Raw genomic sequence first — 24517 nt, forward strand, 5'->3', positions numbered from 1 at the left:
GTCGCCACTTCTGTGCGGAAGATTCGGCCTGGCGTGCGGGGCGTGGACGGCGGTGGTGGTCACGTCGTCACGCCGTGCCCAGCTCGTTGTCGATGAAGGCGAAGAGGTCGTCGGCAGAGGCGTTCTCCAGCCTCCCAGCGACGGACTCGCCGCCGGCGGCGGACAGGGTCTCGGTCAGCCCGTTGAGCATCGTCTGGAGGCGGGCGGTGAACCGGCCCTGCTCGATCTCCTCGACCTTCAGACCGGCGAACGCGGCCTCCAGCCGGTCGAGTTCGGCCAGCAGCGCGTCGGCCGAGGAGCCGCCGTCGCCCTCGCCCAGCTCGCTGCCGAGGTGCTCGGCCAGCGCGGCGGGCGTCGCGTAGTCGAAGATCAGCGTGGCCGGCAGCGACACCCCGGCGGCGGTGCTGAGCCGGTTGCGCAGGTCCACCGAGGTCAGCGAGTCGAAGCCGAGGTCGCGGAAGGCGGTGCTGGGCTCGATCCCGCCGGCCGCGCCGTAGCCGAGCACGGTGGCGGCCTGGGTGCAGACCAGGTCCACCAGGGCGCGCTTGCGCTCGCCGCCGGTCAGGCCGGCCAGCTTCTGGGCGAAGCCGTCGGGGACGGCGTTGTCGCCGCCGCCGGACGCGGCCAGGCCCTGGACCTCGGGCAGGTCGGCCAGCAGCGGGCTGGGCCGGGCGGAGCCGAAGGCGGGCGCGAAGCGGGTCCAGTCCACGTCGGCCACGGTCAGCGTGGTGTCGCCGCCGTCCAGCGCCCGGCGCAGCGCGGTCAGCGCCCGGTCGGGGTCCATCGCCGAGATGCCGAGGCCGCGGCCGGCGTCGCGCACGGCGCCGTGGTCGGCCATGCCGGCACCGCCCCACATGCCCCAGGCGATCGAGGAGGCCGCCAGGCCCTCGCCGCGCCGGTACTCGGCCAGCGCGTCCAGGAAGGCGTTGGCGGCCGCGTAGTTGGCCTGCCCGGCGCCGCCGACGGTGGCGGTGAGCGAGGAGAAGAGGACGAACGCCGACAGGTCCAGCCCCTTGGTGAGCTCGTGCAGGTTCAGCGCGGCCCGCGCCTTGGGCCGCAGCACCGCGTCGAAGCGCTCGGGGGTGAGCGCGTCCAGCACGCCGTCGTCCAGCACGCCGGCCAGGTGGACCACGGCGGTCAGCGGCTGCTCGGCCGGGACGGTGGCCAGCAGCGCGGCCAGGGCCTCGCGGTCGGCCGCGTCACAGGCGGCGAAGGTGACCTTGGTGCCGGTCGCGGCCAGCTGCTGGCGCAGGTCGTCGGCGCCGGGCGCCGCCTCGCCGCGGCGGCTGGTGAGCAGCAGGTGCTCGGCGCCCTGCTCGGCCAGCCAGTTCGCCACCCGGGAGCCGACCGCGCCGGTGGCGCCGGTGACCAGCACCGTGCCGGTGGGCTGCCACGGGGTGCCGGGCCGCACCGGTGCGTGCTCCAGGCGGCGGGCGAACAGGCCGGACTCGCGCAGCACCAGCTGGTCCTCGTCGCCGTACCCGGTGAGCGCGGTGGCGAGCCGGGCCAGGGTGAGCGGGCCGAGTTCGGCGGGCAGGTCGAGCAGACCGCCCCAGCGGTCGGGGTGCTCCAGCGCGGCCACCCGGCCCAGGCCCCAGACCTCGGCCTGGGCGAACCCGCTCGGGCGGGCCGAGGACTCGTGGGCCATCGCGTCGCGGGTGACGGCCCACAGCTTCGCCTCGATCCCGGCGTCGCCGAGCGCCTGCACCAGGGCGGCGGTCACGGCGGCCCCGGTGTCGAGCGCCAGCAGGGAGAGCACGCCGTCCACCGCGCCGCGGCCGTCCAGCAGTTCGGCCAGGGCGGGGCGCAGCCGCGCGCCGGCGGGCACGGGGAGCAGCTCGACCTGGTGGCCGCGCTCGCGCAGCGCGCCCAGCGCGGCCTCGACCCACGGGTCGGCGGCCAGCGCCTCGGAGACCACGGCCAGCCAGCGGAACGCGCCGGGCCGGTCCTCGGAGCCGGGCAGCATCCGCCAGCCGATCCGGTAGCGCCAGCCGTCCACGGTGGCGTTGGCCTGCCGCTGGTCGTACCAGGAGGCCAGCGCCGGGATCAGCGCGGCCACCGGGGCCTGGTCGTCGACGCCGAGGGTCGCGGCGACCGCGGCCACGTCCTGCTCCTTGACCAGCTCCCAGAACTCGCCGCCCTCGTCGCCGCCGCGGGCCGGGGCGGCGGCGGCCGTGATGGACGGGGCGTTCTCCCAGTGCCGGTCGCGGCGGAACGGGTAGGTCGGCAGGTCCACCACGCGGGCGCCGGTGAACAGCGCCGGCCAGTCCGGGCTCAGGCCGCTGACGTGCAGCCGGCCGAGCGCCGTGAGCAGCGCCCTGGCCTCGCCCTGGTCGCGGCGCTGGGTGGCGACCACCTCGGCCACGATGTCCTGGGACATGCCGGTGAGCACCGAGTCGGGGCCCACCTCCAGCAGCCGGGTGACGCCCTCGGCGGCCAGGGTGCGCACGCCGTCGTGGTAGCGGACGGCCTCGCGCACGTGGCGCACCCAGTAGTCGGGCGAGGTCAGCTCGTCGGCGAGCGCCCCGGTCAGGTTGGAGACGACCGGCAGCCGCGGCTGGTGGAACTCCAGGGTGTCGAGCACGGCCCGGAAATCCGCCAGCATGCCGTCCATGCGGTGCGAGTGGAAGGCGTGCGAGACCTTCAACCGGGTGGTCTTCTCGAACCCGGCGGCCACCGCGAGCACCGCCTCCTCGTCGCCCGAGACGACCACCGCGCGCTCGCCGTTGACGGCGGCGATGTCGGCGCCCTCGACGAGCAGCGGGGCGACCTCGGCCTCGGCGGCCCGGATCGCGACCATCGCGCCGCCGGTGGGCAGCGCCTGCATCAGCCGGCCGCGCGCGGCGACCAGGGTGACGGCGTCGGCCAGCGAGAGCACGCCGGCGACGTGGGCGGCGACCACCTCGCCGATCGAGTGCCCGCCGAGCAGGTCGGGGCGGATGCCCCAGGACTCCAGCAGGCGGTAGAGGGCGACCTCGAAGGCGAAGATGCCGGCCTGGGTGAAGACGGTCTGGTTCAGCAGCTCGGACTCGGCGTCCAGCACCACCTCGCGCAGCGGGCGGTCCAGGTGCTTGTCGAACTCGGCGCAGATCTCGTCGAAGGCGCGGGCGAACCCGGGGAAGCCCTCGACCAGTTCGCGTCCCATGCCGGCGCGCTGGGAGCCCTGGCCGGAGAAGACCACGGCGAGCTTGCCGGGGCCGGCGGCGACCTGCGGCAGCTCCCGGCCCTCGGCCAGCGCGCGCAGCCCGTCCAGCAGTTCGGCGCGGTCGCGGCCGACCACCGCGGCGCGGTGGGTGAGCTGGGCGCGGGTGGTGGCCAGCGAGTAGCCGACGTCCAGCGGGTCGAGGTCCCCGGCGGCGGCGATCAGCCGGCTCGCCTGGTCCTTGACGGCCTCCGCGGTCTTGGCGGAGAGCACCCACGGGACGACCGGCAGTTCGGCGCGCGGCTCCCGCGGCGTCTCCTCCTCGGCCGGGGCCTCCTCCAGGATGGTGTGGGCGTTGGTGCCGCTGATCCCGAAGCCCGAGACGGCGGCGCGGCGCGGCCGGCCGTCGGTCTCCCACGGCCGGGCCTCGGTGAGCAGCTCGACGTCGCCCGCCGTCCAGTCGACCTTGGTGGTGGGGTTCTCGGAGTGCAGCGACTTGGGCAGCACGCCGTGGCGCATCGCCATGACCATCTTGATCACGCCCGCCACGCCGGCGGCGGCCTGCGGGTGGCCCATGTTGGACTTGATCGAGCCCAGCCACATCGGCCGGCCCTCGGGCCGGTTCTGCCCGTACGCGGCGATGACGGCCTGGGCCTCGATCGGGTCGCCGAGCTTGGTGCCGGTGCCGTGCGCCTCCACCACGTCGATCTGGTTCGGCGACAGCTGGGCGTCGGCCAGTGCCGACTGGATCACCCGGACCTGGGCCGGGCCGCTGGGCGCGGTGAGGCCGTTGGAGGCGCCGTCCTGGTTGATCGCGCTGCCGCGGATCACCGCGAGCACCCGGTGCCCCTTGCGCCGGGCGTCGGAGAGCCGCTCGACCAGCAGCACGCCCGCGCCCTCGGCCCAGGCGGCGCCGTCGGCGTCGTCGGAGAAGGACTTGCAGCGCCCGTCGGGCGACAGCGCCCGCCGCTCGCTGAACTCGATGAACATCTCCGGGCTGGCCATCACCGCGGCGCCGCCGACCAGGGCGAACTCGCACTCGCCGCGGCGCAGCGACTGGGTCGCCTGGTGCAGGGCCACCAGGGAGGCGGAGCACGCGGTGTCCATGGTGACGGCCGGGCCCTCCAGGCCCAGGGTGTAGGCGATCCGGCCGGAGACGATGCTGCCGGAGATGGTGCCGCCGACGTAGTCGTGGTGCATCAGGCCGACGAAGACGCCGGTCTGGGTGCCCTTCATCGCCTGCGGGTCGATGCCGGCGCGCTCGAAGGCCTCCCAGGAGGTCTCCAGCAGCAGCCGCTGCTGCGGGTCGGTGCCGGGCGCGTCCTTGGGGCTGATGCCGAAGAACGCCGGGTCGCACTCGGCGGCGTCGTGCAGGAAGCCGCCGTGGCGCACGTAGCTCTTGCCGGGGGCGCCGACCTCGGGGTCGTAGAGGTTGTCGATGTCCCACCCGCGGTCCACCGGGAAGCCGGAGACCACGTCGGTGCCTTCGCTGACGATCCGCCAGAGGTCCTCGGGCGTGCGGATGCCACCGGGGTAGCGGCAGGCCATCCCGATGATCGCGATCGGCTCGCGGTTGAGTTCCTCCAGCTCGCGCACCCGGCGGCGGCTGCGCTCCAGCTCGGTGGTCGCCCGCTTCAGGTAGTCGCGGAGCCTGTCGACGTTGGCCGGGTCTACCATCACTGGACTCCAGATTCGTTGTCGATCGTCGCGAAGAGTTCTTCGTCGGTGGCGGTGTCGAAGTCGTCCGGCGCCCCGACGTCCGTGCTGTGGGAGTCACGCCAGGTCCGCAGCAGCGCTTCGAGGCGCGCGGTGATCCGGGCGTGGGAGCCGTCCTGGTCCGGCAGCGCGGTCAGCGCCGCTTCGAGCCGGTCGACCTCGGCGACCATCAGCCGGGCCTGGTCGGCCGGGCCCGGGACGAGTTCGGCCTTGAGGTAGGCGGTCAGGACGACCGGCGAGGGCTGGTCGAAGACCAGGGTGGCGGGCAGCGAGAGGCCGGTGGCCGCGCCGAGCAGGTTGCGCAGCTCGACCGCCGCCAGCGAGTCGAAGCCCATCTCCTGGAAGGCCTTGTTCGGGTCGAGCGCCCGGGCCGAGGCGTGGCCGAGGACGGAGGCCACGCCGGTGAGCACCAGCTCCAGCAGCAGGCGGTCGCGCTCGGCGTCCGGCAGCGGGGCGAGGCGCTCGCGCCAGCCGCTCCGCGCGTCGGCGCGTGAGGCACCGGCGGGCGCGGTCCCGGCGGCGCGCCGGGAGGCGCCGCGGACCAGTCCGCGCAGCAGGGTCGGCACGCCGTCGGTCCGGGCCCGCACCGCGGCGACGTCCAGGCGCATCGGCACCACGAGGGCGTCCTCGGCGGCCAGGGCGGCGTCGAACAGTTCCAGGCCCTCGGCGGCGGGCAGCGGCGGCAGGCCCAGCCGGTGCATCCGCTCCAGGTCGGCGGCGTCCACCTGGTCGGCCAGTCCGCCGACCTCGGACCACAGGCCCCAGGCCATCGAGACGGCCGGCAGCCCGGCGGCCCGGCGGTGGGCCGCGAGGCCGTCCAGGAAGGCGTTGGCGGCCGCGTAGTTGGACTGGCCGCCGCCGACCAGCAGGCCGGCGGTGGAGGAGAACAGCACGAAGGCGCTGAGCTCGCGGTCCTTCGTCAGCTCGTGCAGGTTCCAGGCGGCGTCCACCTTGGGGCGCAGCACCCGCTCGATCCGCTCGGGGGTCAGCGTGGCGAGCAGCCCGTTGTCGACCACGCCGGCCGAGTGCACCACGGCGCCGACCGGGTGGCGCTCCAGCAGTTCGGCGAGCCGGCCGCGGTCGGCCGCGTCGCAGGCGGCGATGGCGACCTCGGCGCCGAGCGCTTCGAGTTCGGCCCGCAGGTCGGCCGCGCCGGGGGTGTCCTCGCCGCGCCGGCCGGTCAGCAGCAGCCGCCGCACGCCGTGGGTGCCGGCGAGGTGGCGGGCGATCAGCCGGCCGAGGCCGCCGAGGCCACCGGTGATCAGCACGTAGGACTCGGGGTCGAAGCGCGGCGGCTGCGCGGCCTTCGCCCGGGCGAGCCTGGGCGCCGACAGCTCGCCCCCGCGCACCGCGACCTCGGGCTCGCCGCAGGCGAGCGCGGCGGCCAGCCCGTCGGTGCCGTCGCTGTCGACCAGCAGGAAGCGGCCGGGGTTCTCCGCCTCGGCGGCCCGCACCAGGCCGGCCAGCGGCGCGTGGGCGAGTTCGCCGGCCCGGAGCACCACCGCCAGCCGGGAGCGGTCGAAGCGCCGGTCGGCGAGGAAGTCCCGCAGCACGGCGAAGGCGTCGGCGACGCCGCGGTGCACCGCGGCGGGCACGTCGTCCTCGGCGGCGGGGGCGGCCGGCAGCACGATCAGGGCCGGGGCGTCGTCGATCGAGGCCAGGTCCGGGTGGACCGGCACGCCGAGGCCGAGGTCGTCGGGGCCGCAGACCACGGTGTCCGCGGGCGGCGCGGTGGCCGGGGCGGTGTCGAGCGGTGCCTGCTCCAGGCGGAACAGCGACTCCCCCGGTCCGGCGGCCAGTTGGCCGGCCGAGACCGGGCGGGCCACCAGGGTGCGGACGGTGGCCACCGGCGCGCCGGTGCCGTCGGCGACGGCCAGCGAGACCGCGTCCTGGCCGGCCTTGGCGACGTGCAGCCGCAGCTCGCCGGCCCCGGCGGCGTGCAGGGTGACGCCGCCCCAGCTGAACGGCAGCACCGCCTGGCCGGCGCCCAGGTCGAGCAGGTTGACGTGCAGGGCCGCGTCCAGCAGCGCCGGGTGGAGGCCGAAGGCGGCGGCGGTGGTCCGGGCGCGCTCGGGCAGGGCGGCCTCGGCGAACAGGTCCTCGCCGCGCCGCCACGCCGCGCGCAGCCCCTGGAACACCTCGCCGTAGCCGTAGCCGACGCCGGTGAGCCTGGGGTAGAGCTCGCCCAGCTCGACGGGTTCGGCGCCCTCCGGCGGCCAGGCCCGCAGGTCGAACCGCGGCTCCTCGGCGGCGACGGCGAGCAGGCCGCCGGCGTTGCGGCTCCACGGCGCGTCCGGCGAGTCCGCCGGGCGGGAGTACACCGCGACGGTGCGCCGCCCGGCGTCCTCGGCGCCGACGGCGACCTGCACCGCCACCGCGCCCTGCTCCGGCAGGGTCAGCGGGGCCTGGAGCGTCAGCTCCTCCAGCACCGCGCAGCCGACCCGGTCGCCGGCCTGGACGGCCAGCTCCACCAGGGCGGTTCCGGGCAGCAGGACGGTGCCGTGCACGGCGTGGTCGGCCAGCCAGGGCTGGGCGGAGCGGGAGAGGCGCCCGGTGAGCACCAGTCCGCCGGAGTCGGGCAGTTCGGTCGCGGCGGCCAGCAGCGGGTGCTCGACGGGGAGCTGGCCCAGGCCGCTGGGGTCCCCGGCGGCGGCGGTGCCCTCCAGCCAGAGCCGGGTGCGCTGGAACGGGTAGAGCGGCAGGTCGACCCGGTTCGCGCCGCGGCCCTCGAAGAGCGCGGCCCAGTCGACCGGCACGCCGTCGGCGTGCAGCCGCGCCAGGCCGGTCAGCAGCTCCCGGGTCTCGGCCGAGTCGCGGCGCATGGTCGCGGCGGCGGCCAGGTCGCCGTCGAGGCAGTCCTGCGCCATCGCGGTCAGCACGGCGTCCGGTCCCAGCTCCAGGAACCTGCGCACGCCCAGGGGGGCGAGGGCGCGCAGCGCCGGCTCGAACCGCACCGGGCGGCGGACGTGGTCCACCCAGTAGTCCGGCGAGCCCAGCTCCTCGGCGCCGACCGGGCCGCCGGTCAGGGTGGAGACGATCGGGATGCCCGGCGCCCCGTAGGACTGCGCCTTGGCGACGAGGGCGAACTCGGCCTGCATCGGCTCCATCAGCGGGGAGTGGAAGGCGTGCGAGACGGTCAGCCGGGTGCTCTTGTCGAAGCGGGCGGCGAGCGCCAGCACCGCCTCCTCCTCGCCCGAGACGACCACCGAGCGCGGCCCGTTGACGGCGGCCAGGCCCACCCGCTCGTCGAGCAGCGGCAGCACCTCGGCCTCGGTGGCCCGGATCGCCACCATCGCGCCGCCGGCGGGCAGCCGGCTCATCAGGCCGCCGCGGGCCAGCACCATGGCGGCGGCGCCCTCCAGCGACAGGACGCCGGAGACGTGGGCGGCGGCCAGCTCGCCGACCGAGTGGCCGACCAGGTAGTCGGGGCGCACGCCCAGCGACTCCACCAGCCGGAACAGCGCCACCTCGACGGCGAAGATCGCCGCCTGGGCGTAGTCGGTGCGGTTCAGCAGCTGCTGCTCCGCCTCGATCACCCGGGCGAGCGGCACCGCCAGCTCCCGGTCCAGCAGGGCGGACACCTCGTCGAAGGCGGCCGCGAAGACCGGGAACGCCCGGTACAGCTCCCGGCCCATGCCGAGGCGCTGCGAGCCCTGTCCGGTGAACAGGAACGCCAGCTTCCCCTGGCCGGCCACGGTGCCCGCGGCCGGGGCCAGGGCGGCCAGCAGTTCCTCGGTGGAGGCTCCGACGGCCACCGCGCGGTGCTCCCAGGAGGAGCGGGTGCAGGCCAGCGAGAAGGCCACGTCGGCCGGGTCCAGCCCGGGGCGGGCCTCGACCCAGGCGCGCAGCCGCTCCTTCTGCTCGGCCAGCGCCTCGGGGGTGCGCGCCGACAGGAGCCAGGGGACGGCGTCCAGCGGCGGGGTGGGGGCCACCGCCGGGGTGTCGGCGCCCGGGGCCTCGGCCCGGGGCTGCTCGTCGCCCTGCTCGCCGTCCGCCTCGGCGGAGGGCTCGGACGAGGGGGCCTGTTCGAGGACGACGTGGGAGTTGGTGCCGCTGATCCCGAACGAGGAGACGGCCGCCCGCCGGGGCCGTCCGGTCTCGGGCCACGGCCGGGCCTCGGTCAGCAGCCGGACGTCACCGGCCTCCCAGTCGACCTGGGTGGAGGGCTCGTCCACGTGCAGGGTCTTCGGCAGTTCGCCGTGCCGCATCGCCTGCACCATCTTGATCACCCCGGCCACGCCCGCGGCGGCCTGGGTGTGGCCGAGGTTGGACTTGATCGAGCCGAGCCACAGCGGACGGCCCTCGGGGCGGTCCTGGCCGTAGGCCGCGATCAGGGCCTGGGCCTCGATCGGGTCGCCGAGCGAGGTCCCGGTGCCGTGCGCCTCGACCGCGTCGACGTCCGCCGGGGAGACGCCGGCGCTCGCCAGCGCCTGCTTGATCACCCGCTGCTGGGAGGGGCCGTTGGGGGCGGTGAGCCTGCTGCTGGCGCCGTCGGAGTTGATCGCGGTGCCCTTGACCACGGCCAGCACCCGGTGGCCCAGCCGCTGGGCGTCGGAGAGGCGCTCGACCAGCAGCATGCCCGCGCCCTCGCCCCAGCCGGTGCCGTCGGCGCCCTCGGCGAAGGCCTTGCAGCGGCCGTCGGGGGCGAGGCCGCGCTGCCGGCTGAAGTCGATGAAGGTCTCGGGGGTGGACATCACCGTCACCCCGCCGGCCAGCGCCAGGGTGCACTCGCCCGCCTGGAGCGCCTTGACCGCCCAGTGCAGGGCCACCAGCGAGGAGGAGCAGGCCGTGTCGATGGTGACGGCGGGCCCCTCCAGGCCGAAGGTGTAGGCCACCCGGCCGGAGGCGACGCTGGCCGCGCTGCCGTTGGCCAGGTAGCCGTCGAGGTCGTCCGGCACCGCGTCCAGCCGGGTCGCGTAGTCGTTGTACATGACGCCGACGAAGACGCCGGTGCGCGAGCCGCGCAGCGTCGCGGGGACGATGCCGGCGTCCTCGAAGGCCTCGTGGGAGGTCTCCAGGAGCAGCCGCTGCTGCGGGTCCATCGCCAGCGCCTCGCGCGGCGAGATGCCGAAGAAGTCCGGGTCGAAGTCGGCGGCGTCGTGCAGGAAGGCCCCGGTCCGGGCGTAGGTCTTGCCCGGCCGCGCGGGGTCGGGGTCGTACAGCGACTCGACGTCCCAGCCCCGGTCGGCCGGGAAGTCCGACACCGCGTCGGCGCCGGCGGCCACCAGGTCCCACAGGTGCTCGGGCGTGGCGACCCCGCCGGGGTACCGGCAGGCCATCCCCACGATCGCGATCGGCTCGTGCGCGCGGTACTCCGACTCGCGCAGCCTGCGCCTCGTCTCGCGCAGATCCGAAGTGGTTCGCCTGAGATAGTCGAGCAGTCGGTCCTCGTTGTTCGCCAACGCAGCCATCCGATCGGGATCGAAGCCTTCGGAAACGCGGGATCCCGGCTCTTCGGTCCACGTCCCCGCCTTTGGGAGGCTAGGGAGCAGGGGGTGTCGGGGTCACCCCCTACCGCCCCCTGGAGTGCTCCGGGGCCCCGCTTTCCGGCGCGTTGGTCGAATGCCGCACCGATTGGGCCCGCCGATGTGACGGCCACCACTGGCGGACCTGCGCGTATTCGCCATCCTCGGCTGTACGACACGACCGATCTTGACAACTTTGGCGCCCCCAACATACCGTCAAGTCGGGTTTGTGGCATGGGGGATCACCCCTCCTGAGCAGCCATGAGTCCACGAACGACCCAGAGCGCCCGGGTACGCCCGCCCGACCTCCGGGAGTCCTGGACCAGCCCGAAAACCTCACCGAACACCGCTCCGCCGAACACCACGAGAAATGCCGGCGGGGGCAAGTAATTCACAAAATGACGCGTACATGACTTTTTGATGTCGAGCAGATTTCGCCGCGATGTCACCGCCGATTTCCGGTGCGCGGCGAAGATATTGTTCCGGGGGACCCGTGGGGGCGGGGTACTCCGGAAACAATCATTTGCGGATTCAATTCAGAATACTGGCCATGGGGGAGGTCATGGTGCGCCTTTTCGAGCGCCACCGAGAGCTTGAGACCCTACGCGACGCGTTCGCGGAGAGCGTCGCCGGAGCAGGGCAGCTCGTCATCGTCACCGGTGGACCGGGACTCGGGAAGACCGAGCTGCTCCACGAGTTCGCGAACGCCGCGTGCAGATCCGGGGCGCGACTGCTGACCGCCAGCGGCGGCCCCCGGGATCAGGCCCGGCCGATGGGCGCCATCCGGGAACTCCTGCACAGCGGCGAGCTCCCGACGGATGTCCTGGAATGCTCGTTACAGCCCGATTCCGGGGCCGTCGACTTAGCGTCACTCGACGGATACCGGACGGAATCGGTCCGGTCGAACCCGGTCGGTACCCGATACGCCCAGGAAACGCTCCTCCAGGCCGTGTCCACACCGATCCTGGAGATGGCCTCGGAACGGCCCCTGGCGATCGCCATCGACGACGCCCACCTGTTGGACACCCAGTCCCTCCAGACCCTGCTGTACCTCCTGCGCCGAATAAGGACCAAGCCCATCGCGGTGGTCTGCGCCGGCTGGGAGCAGTCCTCGCCGATGGACCCGCTCATCCACGACGGCCTCACCCGCCTGCCGCACCGCCGCGTCCGGCTGGCACCCCTGTCCGAACAGGGCGTGGCCCTGATGCTGGCCGACCAGACCACCCGGCCGCTGCCCGCCGAGCTCGGCGCCACCTACCACCGGGCCACCGGCGGGAACCCCATGCTGGTGCACGCCCTGCTGGACGACGGCACCCAGTTCGGCGCCGAACTCGGCGAGCCCGTCGCGAGCGTCGCCTACCGTCAGGCGGCGCTGGCCTGCCTCCACCGGGGCGAGCCCGGACACCTCTCGGTGGCCAGGGCGCTGGCCGCGCTCGGCGAGCACGCCAACGCCCGGACCACCGCGCTGCTGCTGTCGAGCTGCCCGGACGCCGTCCAGGTGGTGGTCGACGTGCTGGGCTCCACCGGCCTGCTCGACGGCTACCGCTACCGCCTGCCCGCCGCCGCCGGCGCGGTGCTGAGCGACCTCGACCCCGGCGAGCGCTCGCGGCTGCACGCCGAGGTCGCCCGGCTGCTCTACCTGGACGGCGCTCCCGCGTCCGTGGTGACCGACCACCTGATGGCCGCCGACCAGGTCGCCGAGCCCTGGGGCCTGTCGGTCCTGCGGCTGGCCTCCGAGCAGGCCCTGGCCGCCGACCGGGTCGAACAGTCCACCGGCTACCTGCGGCTGGCCGTGCGCGAGTGTGCGGACGAGCGGCAGCGGCACACCCTCTCCACCGCGCTGGCGCGGGCGGAGTGGCGGGTCAACCCGGCCGCCGTGACCCCGTACCTCGAACCGCTCCACCGCAGCGCGCCGGCCCCGGACCTCGACGCGCGGGACCAGGCCACCGTGGTGCGGCACATGCTCTGGCAGGGCGAGACCGACCTCGCCGACACGACCGTCGCCGCGCTGGCGGCCTCGCTCGACCCGGCCGACGCCCACGTGCTGGCCGAGTTGGAGTTCGTCCGGCACTGCTTCTACGGCGTGCCCCAGGTCAGCCACCGCGGCGACCTCGCCAAGATGGCCACCCTGGAACGGGCCACCACCGGCAAGGTGAACACCCTGTGGGCCGCGGTGGCCCTGCTGGTCAGCGGGGACACCGGCGCCGAGTCGGTGTCCCAGGTGACCGAGGCCCTGCTGAGCGACCAGGTCAGCGACCTGAAGCTGGAACTGACGGTCATCTCGCTGTCGGTCATCGCGCTCACCGGCCAGGACGAGATCGCGTCCGAGGTCTGCGAGGCACTGCTGAACACCGCCACGCGGCGCGGCTGGACGACCTGGCGGGCGCTGCTGCTCGCCGTCCAGGCCCGGATCGCCCTGCTCCAGGGGGACCCGGCCACCGCCGACGCCAAGGCGACCGAGGCGCTCGACCTGCTCAGCTCCCAGGCCTGGGGCGTCCTGATCGGCCTGCCGCTGTCGACGGCGATCTTCGCCAACACGGCCCTGGGCCGGCACGAGACCACCACCCGGCTGCTGCGGCGCAAGGTGCCGGACAGCATGTTCAACACCGTCTTCGGCGTCCAGTACCTGAGCGCCCGGGGACACCACTACCTGTCCACCGACCGGCCGTTCGCGGCGCTGAACGACTTCGAGACCTGCGGGCACCTGATGCGCGAGCGCGCCTCCGCCCTCCAGCCGCTGTTCCCCTGGCGCACCGACCTCGCCCAGGCCAACCTGCGGATCGGCAAGACCCGGATCGCCAAGGAACTGGCCGAGGAACAGGCCGGGCTGCGCCACCCGCTGGGCGTCCGCTCCCGGGCGATCGCCCTGCGGGTCCTGGCCGGCACCAGCCAGCCGCGGCACCGCACCGCGCTGCTGCGCGAGTCGATCGACCTGCTCCAGGTCTGCGGCGACCGGCTGGAACTCGCGCTGGCCTTCGAGGACCTGTCCGCCACCCACTACGAGATGGGCGACTACGCCAGAGCCAGACTGGTGGCCCGGCAGGCCGCCCAGGAGGCCGGCGACGGCGAGCCGCAGGCCCCGGAGACCGACGGCGCGCCGCGGCCCGAGCCGGTGTCCGCCGGCGCCCCGGCCGCCCCGGCGCCCGCCGCCGCGCCCAGCCTCCCCGCCGCCCCGGTGGCCGCCCCGGTGACCGACTCCGCCTCGCTGCTCAGCGACGCGGAGAGCCGGGTCGCCGTCCTGGCCGCGCTCGGCTACACCAACCGTGAGATCAGCGGCCGCATCCACGTGACGGTCAGCACGGTCGAGCAGCACCTCACCCGGGTGTACCGGAAGCTGAACGTCGCCAGCCGCACGGAGCTGCCGTCCAAGCTCCTGGAACGCCAGATCCCGGCGCTGCCCGAGCACCGGCCGGCCGCCGACCGCCGGCCGCGCCAGCAGCGCGCCCTGGTCACCAGGGAACTCCCGCCGCTCTGGCGCCGGCTGGCGCTGTAGCACCCACCTCCGGGCCCGCCGCCCGACGCCGAAGCCGCCGCGTCCGAACTGCCCCACGGGCAGTCGGCGGCGGCTTCGGCGTCGGCACATCGGGAGGGCTCCCTTCGGGAGGTTCGATCGGGGGTCGCGGGCGGGGGGTCGGGTCGGGGGGTGGACGGGGGCGGTGCCTCGGCACCCCCCCCGTCCCGTGGGGCCCGGCCGGCGCCGTCCGCCGACCGGGCCCCGGTGCTGCTAGTCGAACTTGCCGAGCTCGCCGTCCAGGAGGTCGAAGAGCTCGTCGGCGGTGGCCGTGTCCAGCTCCGGGCCGCTCGGCCCGGCCGGCTCCGGGTGCGCGTCCCCGGCCCACTTGGCGGTCAGGGCCCGCAGTCGCAGGGCCACCCGGGAGCGCTGCTCCTCGTCGACCGGGCCGGCCGCGGCCGCCTCCAGCAGGGACTCCAGCCGGATCACCTCGGCCTCGACGTCCGGCGTGCCGTCCACGTCCCCGACCAGTTCGTCGAAGAGGTGGTCGGCGATGGCCGCCGGGGTCGGGTAGTCGAAGGTGAGGGTGGAGGACAGCCGCAGACCGGTGTCGGTGCCGATCCGGTTGCGCAGCTCCAGCGCGGACAGCGAGTCCACACCGAGCTCCCCGAACCCGCGCTCCGGGTCCACCGACTCGGCGCCCGGGTGTCCGAGCACCCCGGCGACGTGGCCGCGCACGGCGTCCAGCAGCAGCTGCCGGCTCTCCGCCGGGGAGAGCGCCGCGAGCCGCTCGGGCAGCGGGGTGGGCCGCGCCTCGCCCGCCGCGGCCGGCCCCGCCTGGGCGGTGCGGCGGACCGGGGTCCGGGCCGCCAGCGCCCGCACCATCGGGGGCGCCTGCTCGGTCGGCCGGACGCTCATCGGCAGCAGCAGCGGGCGCTGCGAGCCCAGCGCCCGGTCGAAGAGCGCGAGCGCCCGGTCGACCGGCAGCGGCTCGATGCCGTCCCGGGAGAGCCGGCGCAGCTCCGCCTCGCCGAGCGAGCCGGCCATCCCGGAGCCGGTGTCCCACAGGCCCCAGCCGAGCGAGAGCGCGGGCAGGCCCGCCGAGCGCCGCTGGGCGGCCAGGGCGTCCAGGAAGGCGTTGGCCGCGGCGTAGTTGCCCTGCCCGGCGGCCCCGAGGGTGGCGGCGGCCGAGGAGAACAGGACGAACGCCCCGAGGTCCAGGCCGGCGGTCAGCTCGTGCAGGTTCCAGGCCGCGTCCGCCTTGGGCCGCAGCACCGCGTCCAGGCGCTCGTCGGTGAGCGCCGTGACCAGTGCGTCGTCCAGGACGCCGGCGGCGTGCACCACGGCGGTGAGCGGGTGCTCGGCCGGGACGGCGTCGAGCAGCGCGGCCATCGCCGTACGGTCGGCGGCGTCGCAGGCGGCGACCGTCACGGTCGCGCCCAGCTCGGCCAGGTCCGCCAGCTCCTCGGGCAGGGTACCGGTGCGGCTGGTCAGCAGCAGGTGCCGCACGCCGTGCTCGCGCACCAGGTGCCGGGCGAGCAGCCGGCCGAGGCTGCCGGTGCCGCCGGTGATGAGCACGGTGCCCCGCGGGTCCAGGGTGACGGCGCCCTCGGCGGGCGCGGCCTCGGCCAGCCTCGGGACGAACGCCTGACCGGCCCGCAGCGCCAGCTCCGGTTCACCGGTGGCCACCGCCGCCGCCAGGGCGGCTTCGGAGGCGGGGTCCTCGTCGAGGTCGACCAGGACCAGGCGGTCGGGGTGTTCGACGGCCGCCGCCCGCACCAGGCCCCAGATCCCGGCCTGGGCGAGGTCCGGGGCGCCGTCCACGGCGACCGCGCCCCGGGTGACGACCACCAGCGGCGCAGCGCCCTCGGCGCGGTCCTCGGCGAGGCGCTCCTGGAGGACGGCCAGGGCGCGGTGCCCGGCCTGACCGGCCCGGGCCGGGGCGTGCGCACCGCCGTCGACGGTGATGGTGACGGTGTCCGGCTCGGCGCCCGCGCCGTCCGGGAGCGACGCCAACGGCACCTGCTCCCAGCGCAGTTCGTACAGGTCGCCGGAGGCCGGCGCGGCCGAGGCCGCGTTCAGCTGCTCGGCGGTCACCTGCCGGATGCGCAGCGCCGACACCTCGGCGACCGGTGCGCCGGCGCCGTCGAAGAGCCGGATGCCCAGCTGCTCGGTGCTCTGCGGGGTCAGCCGCAGCCGCAGGGCCGAGGCGCCCGCCGCGTACAGCGTCACGCCCTCCCAGGAGAACGGCAGGGTCATCACCGTCGGGTCCTGGCCGTCCAGCAGGTCGATGGCGTGCAGCGCGGAGTCCAGCAGCGCGGGGTGCAGGCCGAAGCCGGCCGGCTCGGCCTCCTCCGGCAGGGCGAGTTCGGCGTAGACCTCCTCGCCGAGGCGCCAGGCGGCGCGCAGGCAGCGGAACAGCGGTCCGTAGCCGTAGCCCTGGTCGGCGAGGCGGTCGTAGCTGCCGTCGAGGTCGACGGGCACGGCACCGGCCGGCGGCCACTCCCGCAGCGCGTCGGGCTCCGGCGCGCCCGACGCGGCCAGGACGCCGGTGGCGTGCCGGGACCAGGCGGCGCCGTCGTCCTCGGTGCGGGCGTGCACGGTGACCGGACGGCGCCCGGCGTCGTCGGCGGCGCCGGCGACCACCTGGAGCTGGATCCCGCCCTCGGCGGGCAGCACCAGCGGCCGTTCGATGGCCAGTTCCTCGACCAGGGCGGCGCCGACCCGGTCGCCCGCCTGGACGGCCAGCTCCACGAAGGCGCTGCCGGGCAGCAGCACCACACCGGCGACGGCGTGGTCGGCCAGCCACGGGTGGGTGCTCAGCGAGAGGCGTCCGGTCAGCGCGACGGTGTCGCTCTCCGCCAGCCGCAGTTCGGCGCCGAGCAGCGGGTGCCCGGCCGCGGCCTGGCCGAATCCGGCCGCCTCGCGCGGCCCGGACGGGCCGTCGTCCAGCCAGAGCCGGCGGCGCTGGAAGGCGTACGTCGGCAGGTCGACGCGACGCACCGCCGTGCCCTCGTACAGCCGCGCCCAGTCGATCGGGACGCCGCGCACCTGGAGCGCTCCCAGCGCGGTGGCCAGGGCGACGGGCTCGTCCTTGTCCCGGCGCAGCACGGAGACCAGCTGCGAGCGCTCGGGGTCGGCCAGGCAGTGGGTGCCCAGGGTGGAGAGCACCGCGTCGGGGCCCAGCTCCAGGAAGGTGCGGACGTGCTCGGCCTCCAGGGTGCGGACGCCGTCGGCGAAGCGGACGGCCTCGCGCACGTGGCGCACCCAGTACTCGGGCGAGGTCAGTTCCTCGTCGGTGGCCCGCTCGCCGGTGAGGGTGGAGACGATCGGCACCGTCGGCGGGGCGAACTCCAGGCCGCGCGCGACCTCGGCGAACTCCGCCAGCATCGGGTCCATCAACGGCGAGTGGAAGGCGTGGCTGACCGGCAGGCGCTTGGTCCGGCGGTGGGCGAAGGCGGCCTCGACGGCGGCCACCGCCTCCTCGGCGCCGGACACCACGACGGCGTTCGGCCCGTTGACGGCGGCGATGCCGACGGCCCCCTCCAGGTGCGGCAGCACCTCCTCCTCGGCGGCGTCGACGGCCAGCATCACGCCGCCGGCGGGCAGCGCCTGCATCAGCCGGCCCCGGGCCGCGACCAGCCGGGCGGCGTCCGGAAGGCTCAGCACGCCCGCGACGTGGGCGGCCGCGATCTCACCGATCGAGTGCCCGGCCAGGAAGTCCGGGCGGATGCCCCAGGACTCCAGCAGCCGGAAGAGCGCGACCTCCAGGGCGAACAGGGCGGCCTGGGTGGTGGCGGTACGGTTCAGCGGCTCGGCGTCGGTGCCGAAGACGAGGTCCTTGAGCCCGCCGTCGAAGTGGCCGCAGACCTCGTCGAAGGCCTGCCGGAACACCTCGAACTGCTGGTACAACTCCTGCCCCATGCCGGGGCGTTGGGCGCCCTGGCCGGTGAACAGGAAGGCCAGCTTGCCGGCCACCGGCTTGCCGCGCAGCACCCCGGGCGCCGTCTCGCCGGCCGCCAGCGCGGCCAGCGCCGCGGCGAGTTCGTCCCGGTCCCGGGCGACCAGCGCGGCCCGGTGGCCGAGTTCGGAGCGGCCGGTGGCGAGCGAGTAGGCGAGGTCGGCGATCGGCGTGTCCACCACGGCGGTCAGCTTGGCCGCCTGGGCCGCGAGCGCCTCCGGGGTGGCCCCGGAGAGCAGGACGGGCAGCAGCGCGGGCTCGGCGCCGGTGGGCTCGGGGGCCTCCTCGGTGACGGCCTCGATGATGGCGTGGGCGTTGGTGCCGCTGATGCCGAAGGAGGAGATCCCGGCCCGGCGCGGGTGTCCGGCCTCGGGCCACTCCCGGGCCTCGGTGAGCAGTTCGACGGCGCCCGCCGTCCAGTCCACCTTGCCGGACGGCTCGTCCACGTGCAGGGTCTTCGGCAGCACGCCGTGGCGCATCGCCTCGACCATCTTGATCACACCCGCCACACCGGCCGCGGCCTGGGTGTGGCCGATGTTCGACTTGATCGAGCCCAGCCACAGCGGCCGGTCCGCCGGGCGCCCCTGGCCGTAGGTGGCCAGCAGCGCCTGGGCCTCGATCGGGTCACCCAGCGTGGTGCCGGTGCCGTGGGCCTCGACCGCGTCGACCTCGGCGGCCGACAGCCCGGCGCTGGCCAGCGCCTGACGGATCACCCGCTGCTGCGACGGCCCGTTGGGGGCCGTCAGCCCGTTGGACGCGCCGTCCTGGTTGACGGCGGAGCCCCGGAGGACGGCCAGCACCCGGTGCCCGTTGCGCCGGGCGTCGGACAGGCGCTCCAGCAGCAGCATGCCGGCGCCCTCGGAGAGCGCGGTGCCGTCCGCGCCGTCGGCGAAGGACTTCGCCCGGCCGTCGGCGGCGAGATTGCGCTGCCTGCTGAAGTCCAGGTACGTGTCGATGGTGGACATCACCGAGACACCGCCGGCCAGGGCGAGGTCGCACTCGCCGCCGCGCAGCGCCTGGGCGGCCAGGTGCAGCGCCACCAGCGAGGAGGAGCAGGCGGTGTCCACCGAGAGGGTCGGGCCCTCCAGGCCGAGGGTGTAGGCGACCCGGCCGGAGGCCACGCTGCCGAGGCTGCCGTTGCCCAGGTAGTCCCGCACGTCCTCCGGCGCGTTGCTGAGCCGGCTCCCGTAGTCGTGGTACATCACCCCGGCGAACACGCCGGTGGCGCTGCCCCGCACCGAGTGCGGGTCGATCCCGGCGCGCTCCAGCGCCTCCCAGGACGTCTCCAGCAGCAGGCGCTGCTGGGGGTCCATCGCGATCGCCTCGCGCGGCGAGATGCCGAAGAAGTCCGGCTCGAAGTCGGCGGCGTCGTACAGGAAGCCGCCCTCGCGGGAGTACGTCCGGCCGGCCTTGCCCGGCTCCGGGTCGTACAGGCCCTCGATGTCCCAGCCGCGGTCCCGCGGGAAGGCGGAGATGCCGTCGCCGCCGTCCTCCAGCAGCTGCCACAGCTCCTCGGGGGTGCTGACCCCGCCGGGGAAGCGGCAGGCCATCGCCACGATCGCGATCGGCTCGTCACCGGTCGCCTGCGCGCCGGCGGCGGGGGCCCGGTCCGGCTCGTCGGCGCCGAACAGCTCGGTGCCCAGGTGGCCGACCAGGGCGGCCGGGTCCGGGTAGTCGAAGACCAGGGTGGCCGGCAGCCGCAGCCCGACCGCCTGGCCGAGCCGGTTGCGCAGCTCCACCGCGGTCAGCGAGTCGAAGCCCCACTCCCGGAAGGCCCGGCGCGGGTCGAGCACCATGTCCGGGTCGTGGCCGAGCACGGCGGCGACGTGGGTGCGGACCAGCTCGAACAGGGCCGCGTCGCGCTCGGCCCGGCCGAGGGCGGCCAGCCGGTCCAGCGCGCCGCCCGAGGCCGAGGGCGCCGCCGCGGCGGTGCGCCGGGCCGCCGGGCGCAGCAGGCCGCGCAGCACCGGGGAGGCGGTGCCCGCCGAGCGCAGCGCGGGCAGGTCCAGGCCGATCGGCACCAGCAGCGCCCGGTCCCCCGCCAGGGCGAGGTCGAGCAGCGCCAGGCCCTCGTCGGTGGTGATCGGACGCACCCCGGAGCGGGCCATCCGCTCCACGTCCGCCTCGCTGAGGTGGGCGGTCATCCCGGTGCGCTGCTCCCAGAAGCCCCAGGCCAGCGAGAGGCCGGGCAGGCCGAGCGCCCGCCGGTGCTGGGCCAGGCCGTCCAGGAAGGCGTTGGCCGCGGCGTAGCCGGACTGGCCCGCGCCGTCCACGGTGCCGGCGGCCGAGGAGAAGAGCACGAACGCCTTGAGGCCGAGGCCGGCGGTCAGCTCGTGCAGGTGCCAGGCCGCGTCCACCTTGGGGCGCAGCACGGCGTCCAGCCGCTCGTCGGTGAGCGCGGTGACCAGGCCGTCGTCCAGCGCGCCGGCCAGGTGCAGCACGGCGGTCAGCGGGCGGTCGGCGGGGACGTCGGCGAGCAGCGCGGCGAGCTGCTCGCGGTCGGAGGCGTCGCACTTGGCCACGGTGATCTCCGCGTCCAGGTCGGCGAAGTCGTCCTGGGCGACGCCGCTGCGCCCGGCCAGCAGCAGGTGGCGCACGCCGTGCTCGGCCAACAGGTGCCGGGCCACCAGCGCGCCGAGCACGCCGGTGCCGCCGGTGATCAGGACGGTGCCCCGGGCGTCGAGCGGGCTGCCGGTGCCCTGGGGGGCGCTCCTGGCCAGCCGGGGGACGTGCACCGTGCCGGCGCGAACGGCGAGTTGGGGCTCCGCCGAGGCGGCGACGGCCGCCAGGGCCTGCTCCACGGTGGTGTCCTGGTCGGCGTCGACCAGGACGAACTGCTCGGGGTTCTCGCCCTGGGCGGCGCGGACCAGGCCCCAGACGGCGGCCGCGGCGAGGTCCCGGACGCCTTCGGCGCCCACCGCCACCGCTCCCCTGGTGAGCACCACCAGGCGGGAGGCGGCGGCCTGCTCGCTGTCCAGCCACTGCCGCAGGGTCGCCAGCACCTCGGCGCAGGCGGCCCGGGTGCCGGTGACCGGGTCCTCGTCCCCGTGCACCGGCAGGACCACGAACTCCGGGACGGACGCCAGGGCGGCGAGGCCGCCCTCGCCGAGCACCGCGTGCGCGGGCACCGGCCCCTCCGCCGCGACGGCCGGCCAGTCGAGCCGGAACAGGGCGTCGGCGCGGCCGGCCGCGCCGAGCGCGGCGGGGTCGACCGCCCGGGTGGTCAGCGCGTCCACCGAGGCCACCGGGGCGCCGGTGGTGTCGGCGAGCTGGATGCTCAGGGCGTCGGTGCCGGTGATGCGCAGGCGCAGGGCCCTGGCTCCGGAGGCGTACAGCGAGACGCCGTTCCAGGCGAAGGGCAGCCGGGCCTGCTCCGGCTCCTGGTCGCCGCCGAGGCCGGCGGCGTGCAGGGCGGCGTCGAAGAGCGCCGGGTGCAGGGCGAACCGGCCTTCCTCCACCGGGAGTTCGACCTCGGCGAAGACCTCGTCGGCGCGCCGCCAGGCCGCCTTGAGGCCCTGGAAGGCGGGGCCGTAGTGGTAGCCCTGGGCGGCCAGCGCCTCGTACACGCCGTCCACCGGTACGGCCTGGGCGCCGGCCGGGGGCCAGGCCGCCAGGTCGAAGCCGGCCTCGGCGGTGTCCGGCTCCAGCAGGCCGCTGGCGTGCCGGGTCCACTCGCCCTCGCCGCCCTCGGGGCGCGAGTGCACGGTCAGCGGACGCCGGCCGGAGTCGTCCGGTTCGCCGACGTGCAGCTGGAGTTGGACGGCGCCGCGCTCGGGCAGCAGCAGCGGCACCTCCATGGTCAGTTCGGCCACCCGGCCGCAGCCGACCTCGTCGCCGGCCTTGACGGCCAGTTCCACGAACGCGGTGCCCGGCAGCAGGACCGTGCCGCCCACCGCGTGGTCGGCGAGCCAGGGCGCGGTGGCGGTGGCGAGCCGGCCGGTGAAGAGCATGCCGCCGCCGTCGGCGACCGCGACCGAGGCGCCGAGCAGCGGGTGTCCGGCGGCGACCAGCCCGGCCGCCGCCACGTCGCCCACCGCCTGGGAGCTGCCGAGCCAGAACCGCTCGCGCTGGAAGGCGTAGGTGGGCAGGTCGACCTTGCGCACCGGTGTCCCGGCGAAGACCGCCGCCCAGTCGAGGGCGACGCCGTGCACGTGCGCCTCGGCCAGCGAGGTCAGGAAGCGCTCCGGGCCGCCCTCGTCGCGGCGCAGCGAGCCGATCCCGACGACCTCGGCGTCCAGCGCCTCCGCCGTCTCCGCGACGCTGTTCAGCAGCACCGGGTGCGGGCTGCACTCGACGAAGACGCCGTAGCCGCTGTCGAGCAGCAGCCGGGTGGTGCCCTCGAAGAGCACGCTCTGGCGCAGGTTGGTGTACCAGTAGTCGGCGTCCAGGCCCGTGGTGTCGAACAGGCCGCCGGTCACCGTGGAGTAGAACGGCACCTCGGCGGAGCGCGGGTCCAGCCCGGTCAGCTCCTTGAGCAGCCGTTCGCGGATCGTCTCCACCTGGGCCGAGTGGGAGGCGTAGTCCACCGGCAGCCGCTTGGCCCGTACGCCGTCGGCGCGCAGCGCGGTGTGCAGTTCGTCCAGGGCGTCGGGGTCGCCGGAGACGACGACCGAGGCCGCGCCGTTGACGGCGGCCACCGAGAGCCGCCCCTCGTACGCGGTGAGCCGCTCACGGACCCGCTCCGCGGCCAGCGCGACCGACATCATGCCGCCGCGGGCGGACAGCTCGTCCGCGATGGCCAGGCTGCGCAGGGCCGCGACCTTGGCACCGTCGGCCAGCGAGAGCGCCCCGGCCACGCAGGCGGCCGCGATCTCGCCCTGGGAGTGCCCGATGACGGCGGCCGGGCGCACCCCGTAGGAACGCCACAGCTCGGCCAGCGAGACCATGACCGCCCAGAGCGCGGGCTGCACCACGTCCACCCGCTCCAGCGAGCCGGCGCCGCGGATGACCTCCAGCAGGTCCCAGTCGGTGTGCGGGGCCAGCGCCTGGGCGCACTCGGCCATCCGGGCGGCGAACACCGGTGAGGAGTCCAGCAGTTCGGCCGCCATGCCGATCCACTGGGAGCCCTGGCCGGGGAAGACGAAGGCGATCCGGGACTCGTTCTGGCGCCCGCCGCGCACCACGCCGGCCGCGGCGCGTCCGGCGGCCAGCTCGGTGAGTCCGGCGGCCAGCGCGGCGCGGTCGGCGCCGATCACCACGGCCCGCTCGCCGAGCGCGGCGCGGGAGGTGGCGAGGGTCCAGGCGAGGTCGGGCAGCGGGGCGCTGTCCAGGTGCTCCAGCAGCCGCTGGGCCTGGGCGGCCAGGCCCTGTTCGCCCTTGCCGGAGAGCACCAGCGGCAGCGGTCCGGTCGGCTCGGCGGCCTCCCCCGGCGCCTCGGGCTCGGGGACGCCCTCCAGGATCACGTGGGCGTTGGTGCCGCTGATGCCGAAGGAGGAGACCGCGGCGCGCCGGACCTCGGCGCCCTCGGGCCAGTCCCTGGCCTCGGTGAGCAGCTCGACCGCGCCCTCGGTCCAGTCCACCTGCGGGGTGGGCTCGTTGACGTGCAGGGTCTTCGGCATCCGGCCGTGACGCATCGCCATCACCAGCTTGATCACCCCGGCGACGCCGGCGGCGGCCTGGGTGTGGCCGATGTTCGACTTGATCGAGCCGAGCCACAGCGGCTCGCCGTCGGCGCGCTCCTGCCCGTAGGTCGCGAGCAGCGCCTGGGCCTCGATCGGGTCGCCGAGCGGGGTGCCGGTGCCGTGCGCCTCGACCAGGTGCACCTGGTCGGCGGTGAGCCTGGCGTTGGCCAGCGCCTGACGGATCACCCGCTGCTGGGACGGCCCGTTGGGGGCCGTCAGGCCGTTGGAGGCGCCGTCCTGGTTGATCGCGCTGCCCCGCACCACGGCGAGCACCCGGTGGCCGTTGCGCTCGGCGTCCGACAGGCGCTCCAGCAGCACCATGCCGACGCCCTCGCCCCAGCCGGTGCCGTCCGCCGAGGCGGCGAAGGACTTGCAGCGGCCGTCCAGCGAGAGCCCGCGCTGGCGGCTGAAGTCCACGAAGGTGTCCGGGGTGGACATCACGGTGACGCCGCCGGCCAGGGCGTAGGCGCACTCGCCGGTGCGCAGCGCCTGGACCGCCAGGTGCAGCGCGACCAGCGAGGAGGAGCAGGCGGTGTCCACGGTGACGGCGGGCCCCTCCAGGCCCAGCGTGTAGGAGACCCGGCCCGAGGCGACGCTGCCCAGGTTGCCGTTGCCGAGGTAGCCCTCGACGCCCTCGGGCACCTCGGCCAGCCAGCTGCCGTAGTCGTGGTACATCACGCCGGCGAAGATGCCGGTGCGGCTGCCGCGCAGGGTGTGCGGGTCGATGTTGGCCCGCTCGAACGCCTCCCAGGAGACCTCCAGCAGCAGGCGCTGCTGGGGGTCCATGGCGATCGCCTCGCGCGGCGAGATGCCGAAGAAGGCGGCGTCGAAGCGGGGTGCGTCGTAGAGGAAGCCGCCCTCGCGGACGTGGGTCTTGCCCGGGGCGTCCGGGTCCGGGTCGTACAGCCCCTCGACGTCCCAGTCGCGGTCGGTGGGGAAGTCCCCCACGGCGTCCACGCCCTGGTCGACCAGCTGCCACAGCTGCTCGGGCGAGCTGACGCCGCCGGGGTAGCGGCAGCTCATCGCCACGATGGCGATCGGCTCGTGCGCCGCGGCCTCGATCCGCGTGTTCTGCTGGCGCAGTCGTTCGTTCTCCAGCAACGACTCGCGCAGCGCCTCGACTATCTGCTCGACAGATGTATCCACGGTCGGTGTCGCTCC

At 75.6% G+C, this 24517-nt stretch carries 4 protein-coding genes; 1 reads left to right on the top strand and 3 read right to left on the bottom strand.

Annotated elements, in window-relative coordinates; genetic code table 11:
• Window positions 1-67: 67 nt before the first annotated feature.
• Entirely contained in the window at window positions 68-4819 is a 4752-nt protein-coding gene (locus ACZ55U_RS08575) for a type I polyketide synthase (protein ID WP_465523829.1), read from the bottom strand.
• The gene (locus ACZ55U_RS08580) at window positions 4819-10269 is read right to left on the bottom strand and encodes a type I polyketide synthase (RefSeq protein WP_465523831.1); all 5451 of its coding nucleotides are present in this window, start codon (window positions 10267-10269) and stop codon (window positions 4819-4821) included. Before ACZ55U_RS08580 ends, ACZ55U_RS08575 begins: the two co-directional genes overlap by 1 nt.
• A gap of 616 nt (window positions 10270-10885) precedes the next feature.
• On the opposite strand from ACZ55U_RS08580, the gene ACZ55U_RS08585 reads away from it, so the two are divergent.
• Window positions 10886-13816: a helix-turn-helix transcriptional regulator gene (locus tag ACZ55U_RS08585; RefSeq protein WP_465523935.1), complete on the top strand. Its 2931-nt coding sequence runs from the start codon at window positions 10886-10888 to the stop codon at window positions 13814-13816.
• A 231-nt stretch (window positions 13817-14047) separates the two neighbouring features.
• Here ACZ55U_RS08585 and ACZ55U_RS08590 read toward each other — a convergent pair whose 3' ends face one another.
• Window positions 14048-24502 carry an SDR family NAD(P)-dependent oxidoreductase gene (locus ACZ55U_RS08590; RefSeq protein ID WP_465523833.1) on the bottom strand — a complete coding sequence of 3485 codons (10455 nt, stop codon included), beginning with the start codon at window positions 24500-24502 and terminating at the stop codon, window positions 14048-14050.
• Window positions 24503-24517: the final 15 nt, after the last annotated feature.

This window comes from Kitasatospora sp. NPDC034533 (assembly GCF_055575155.1).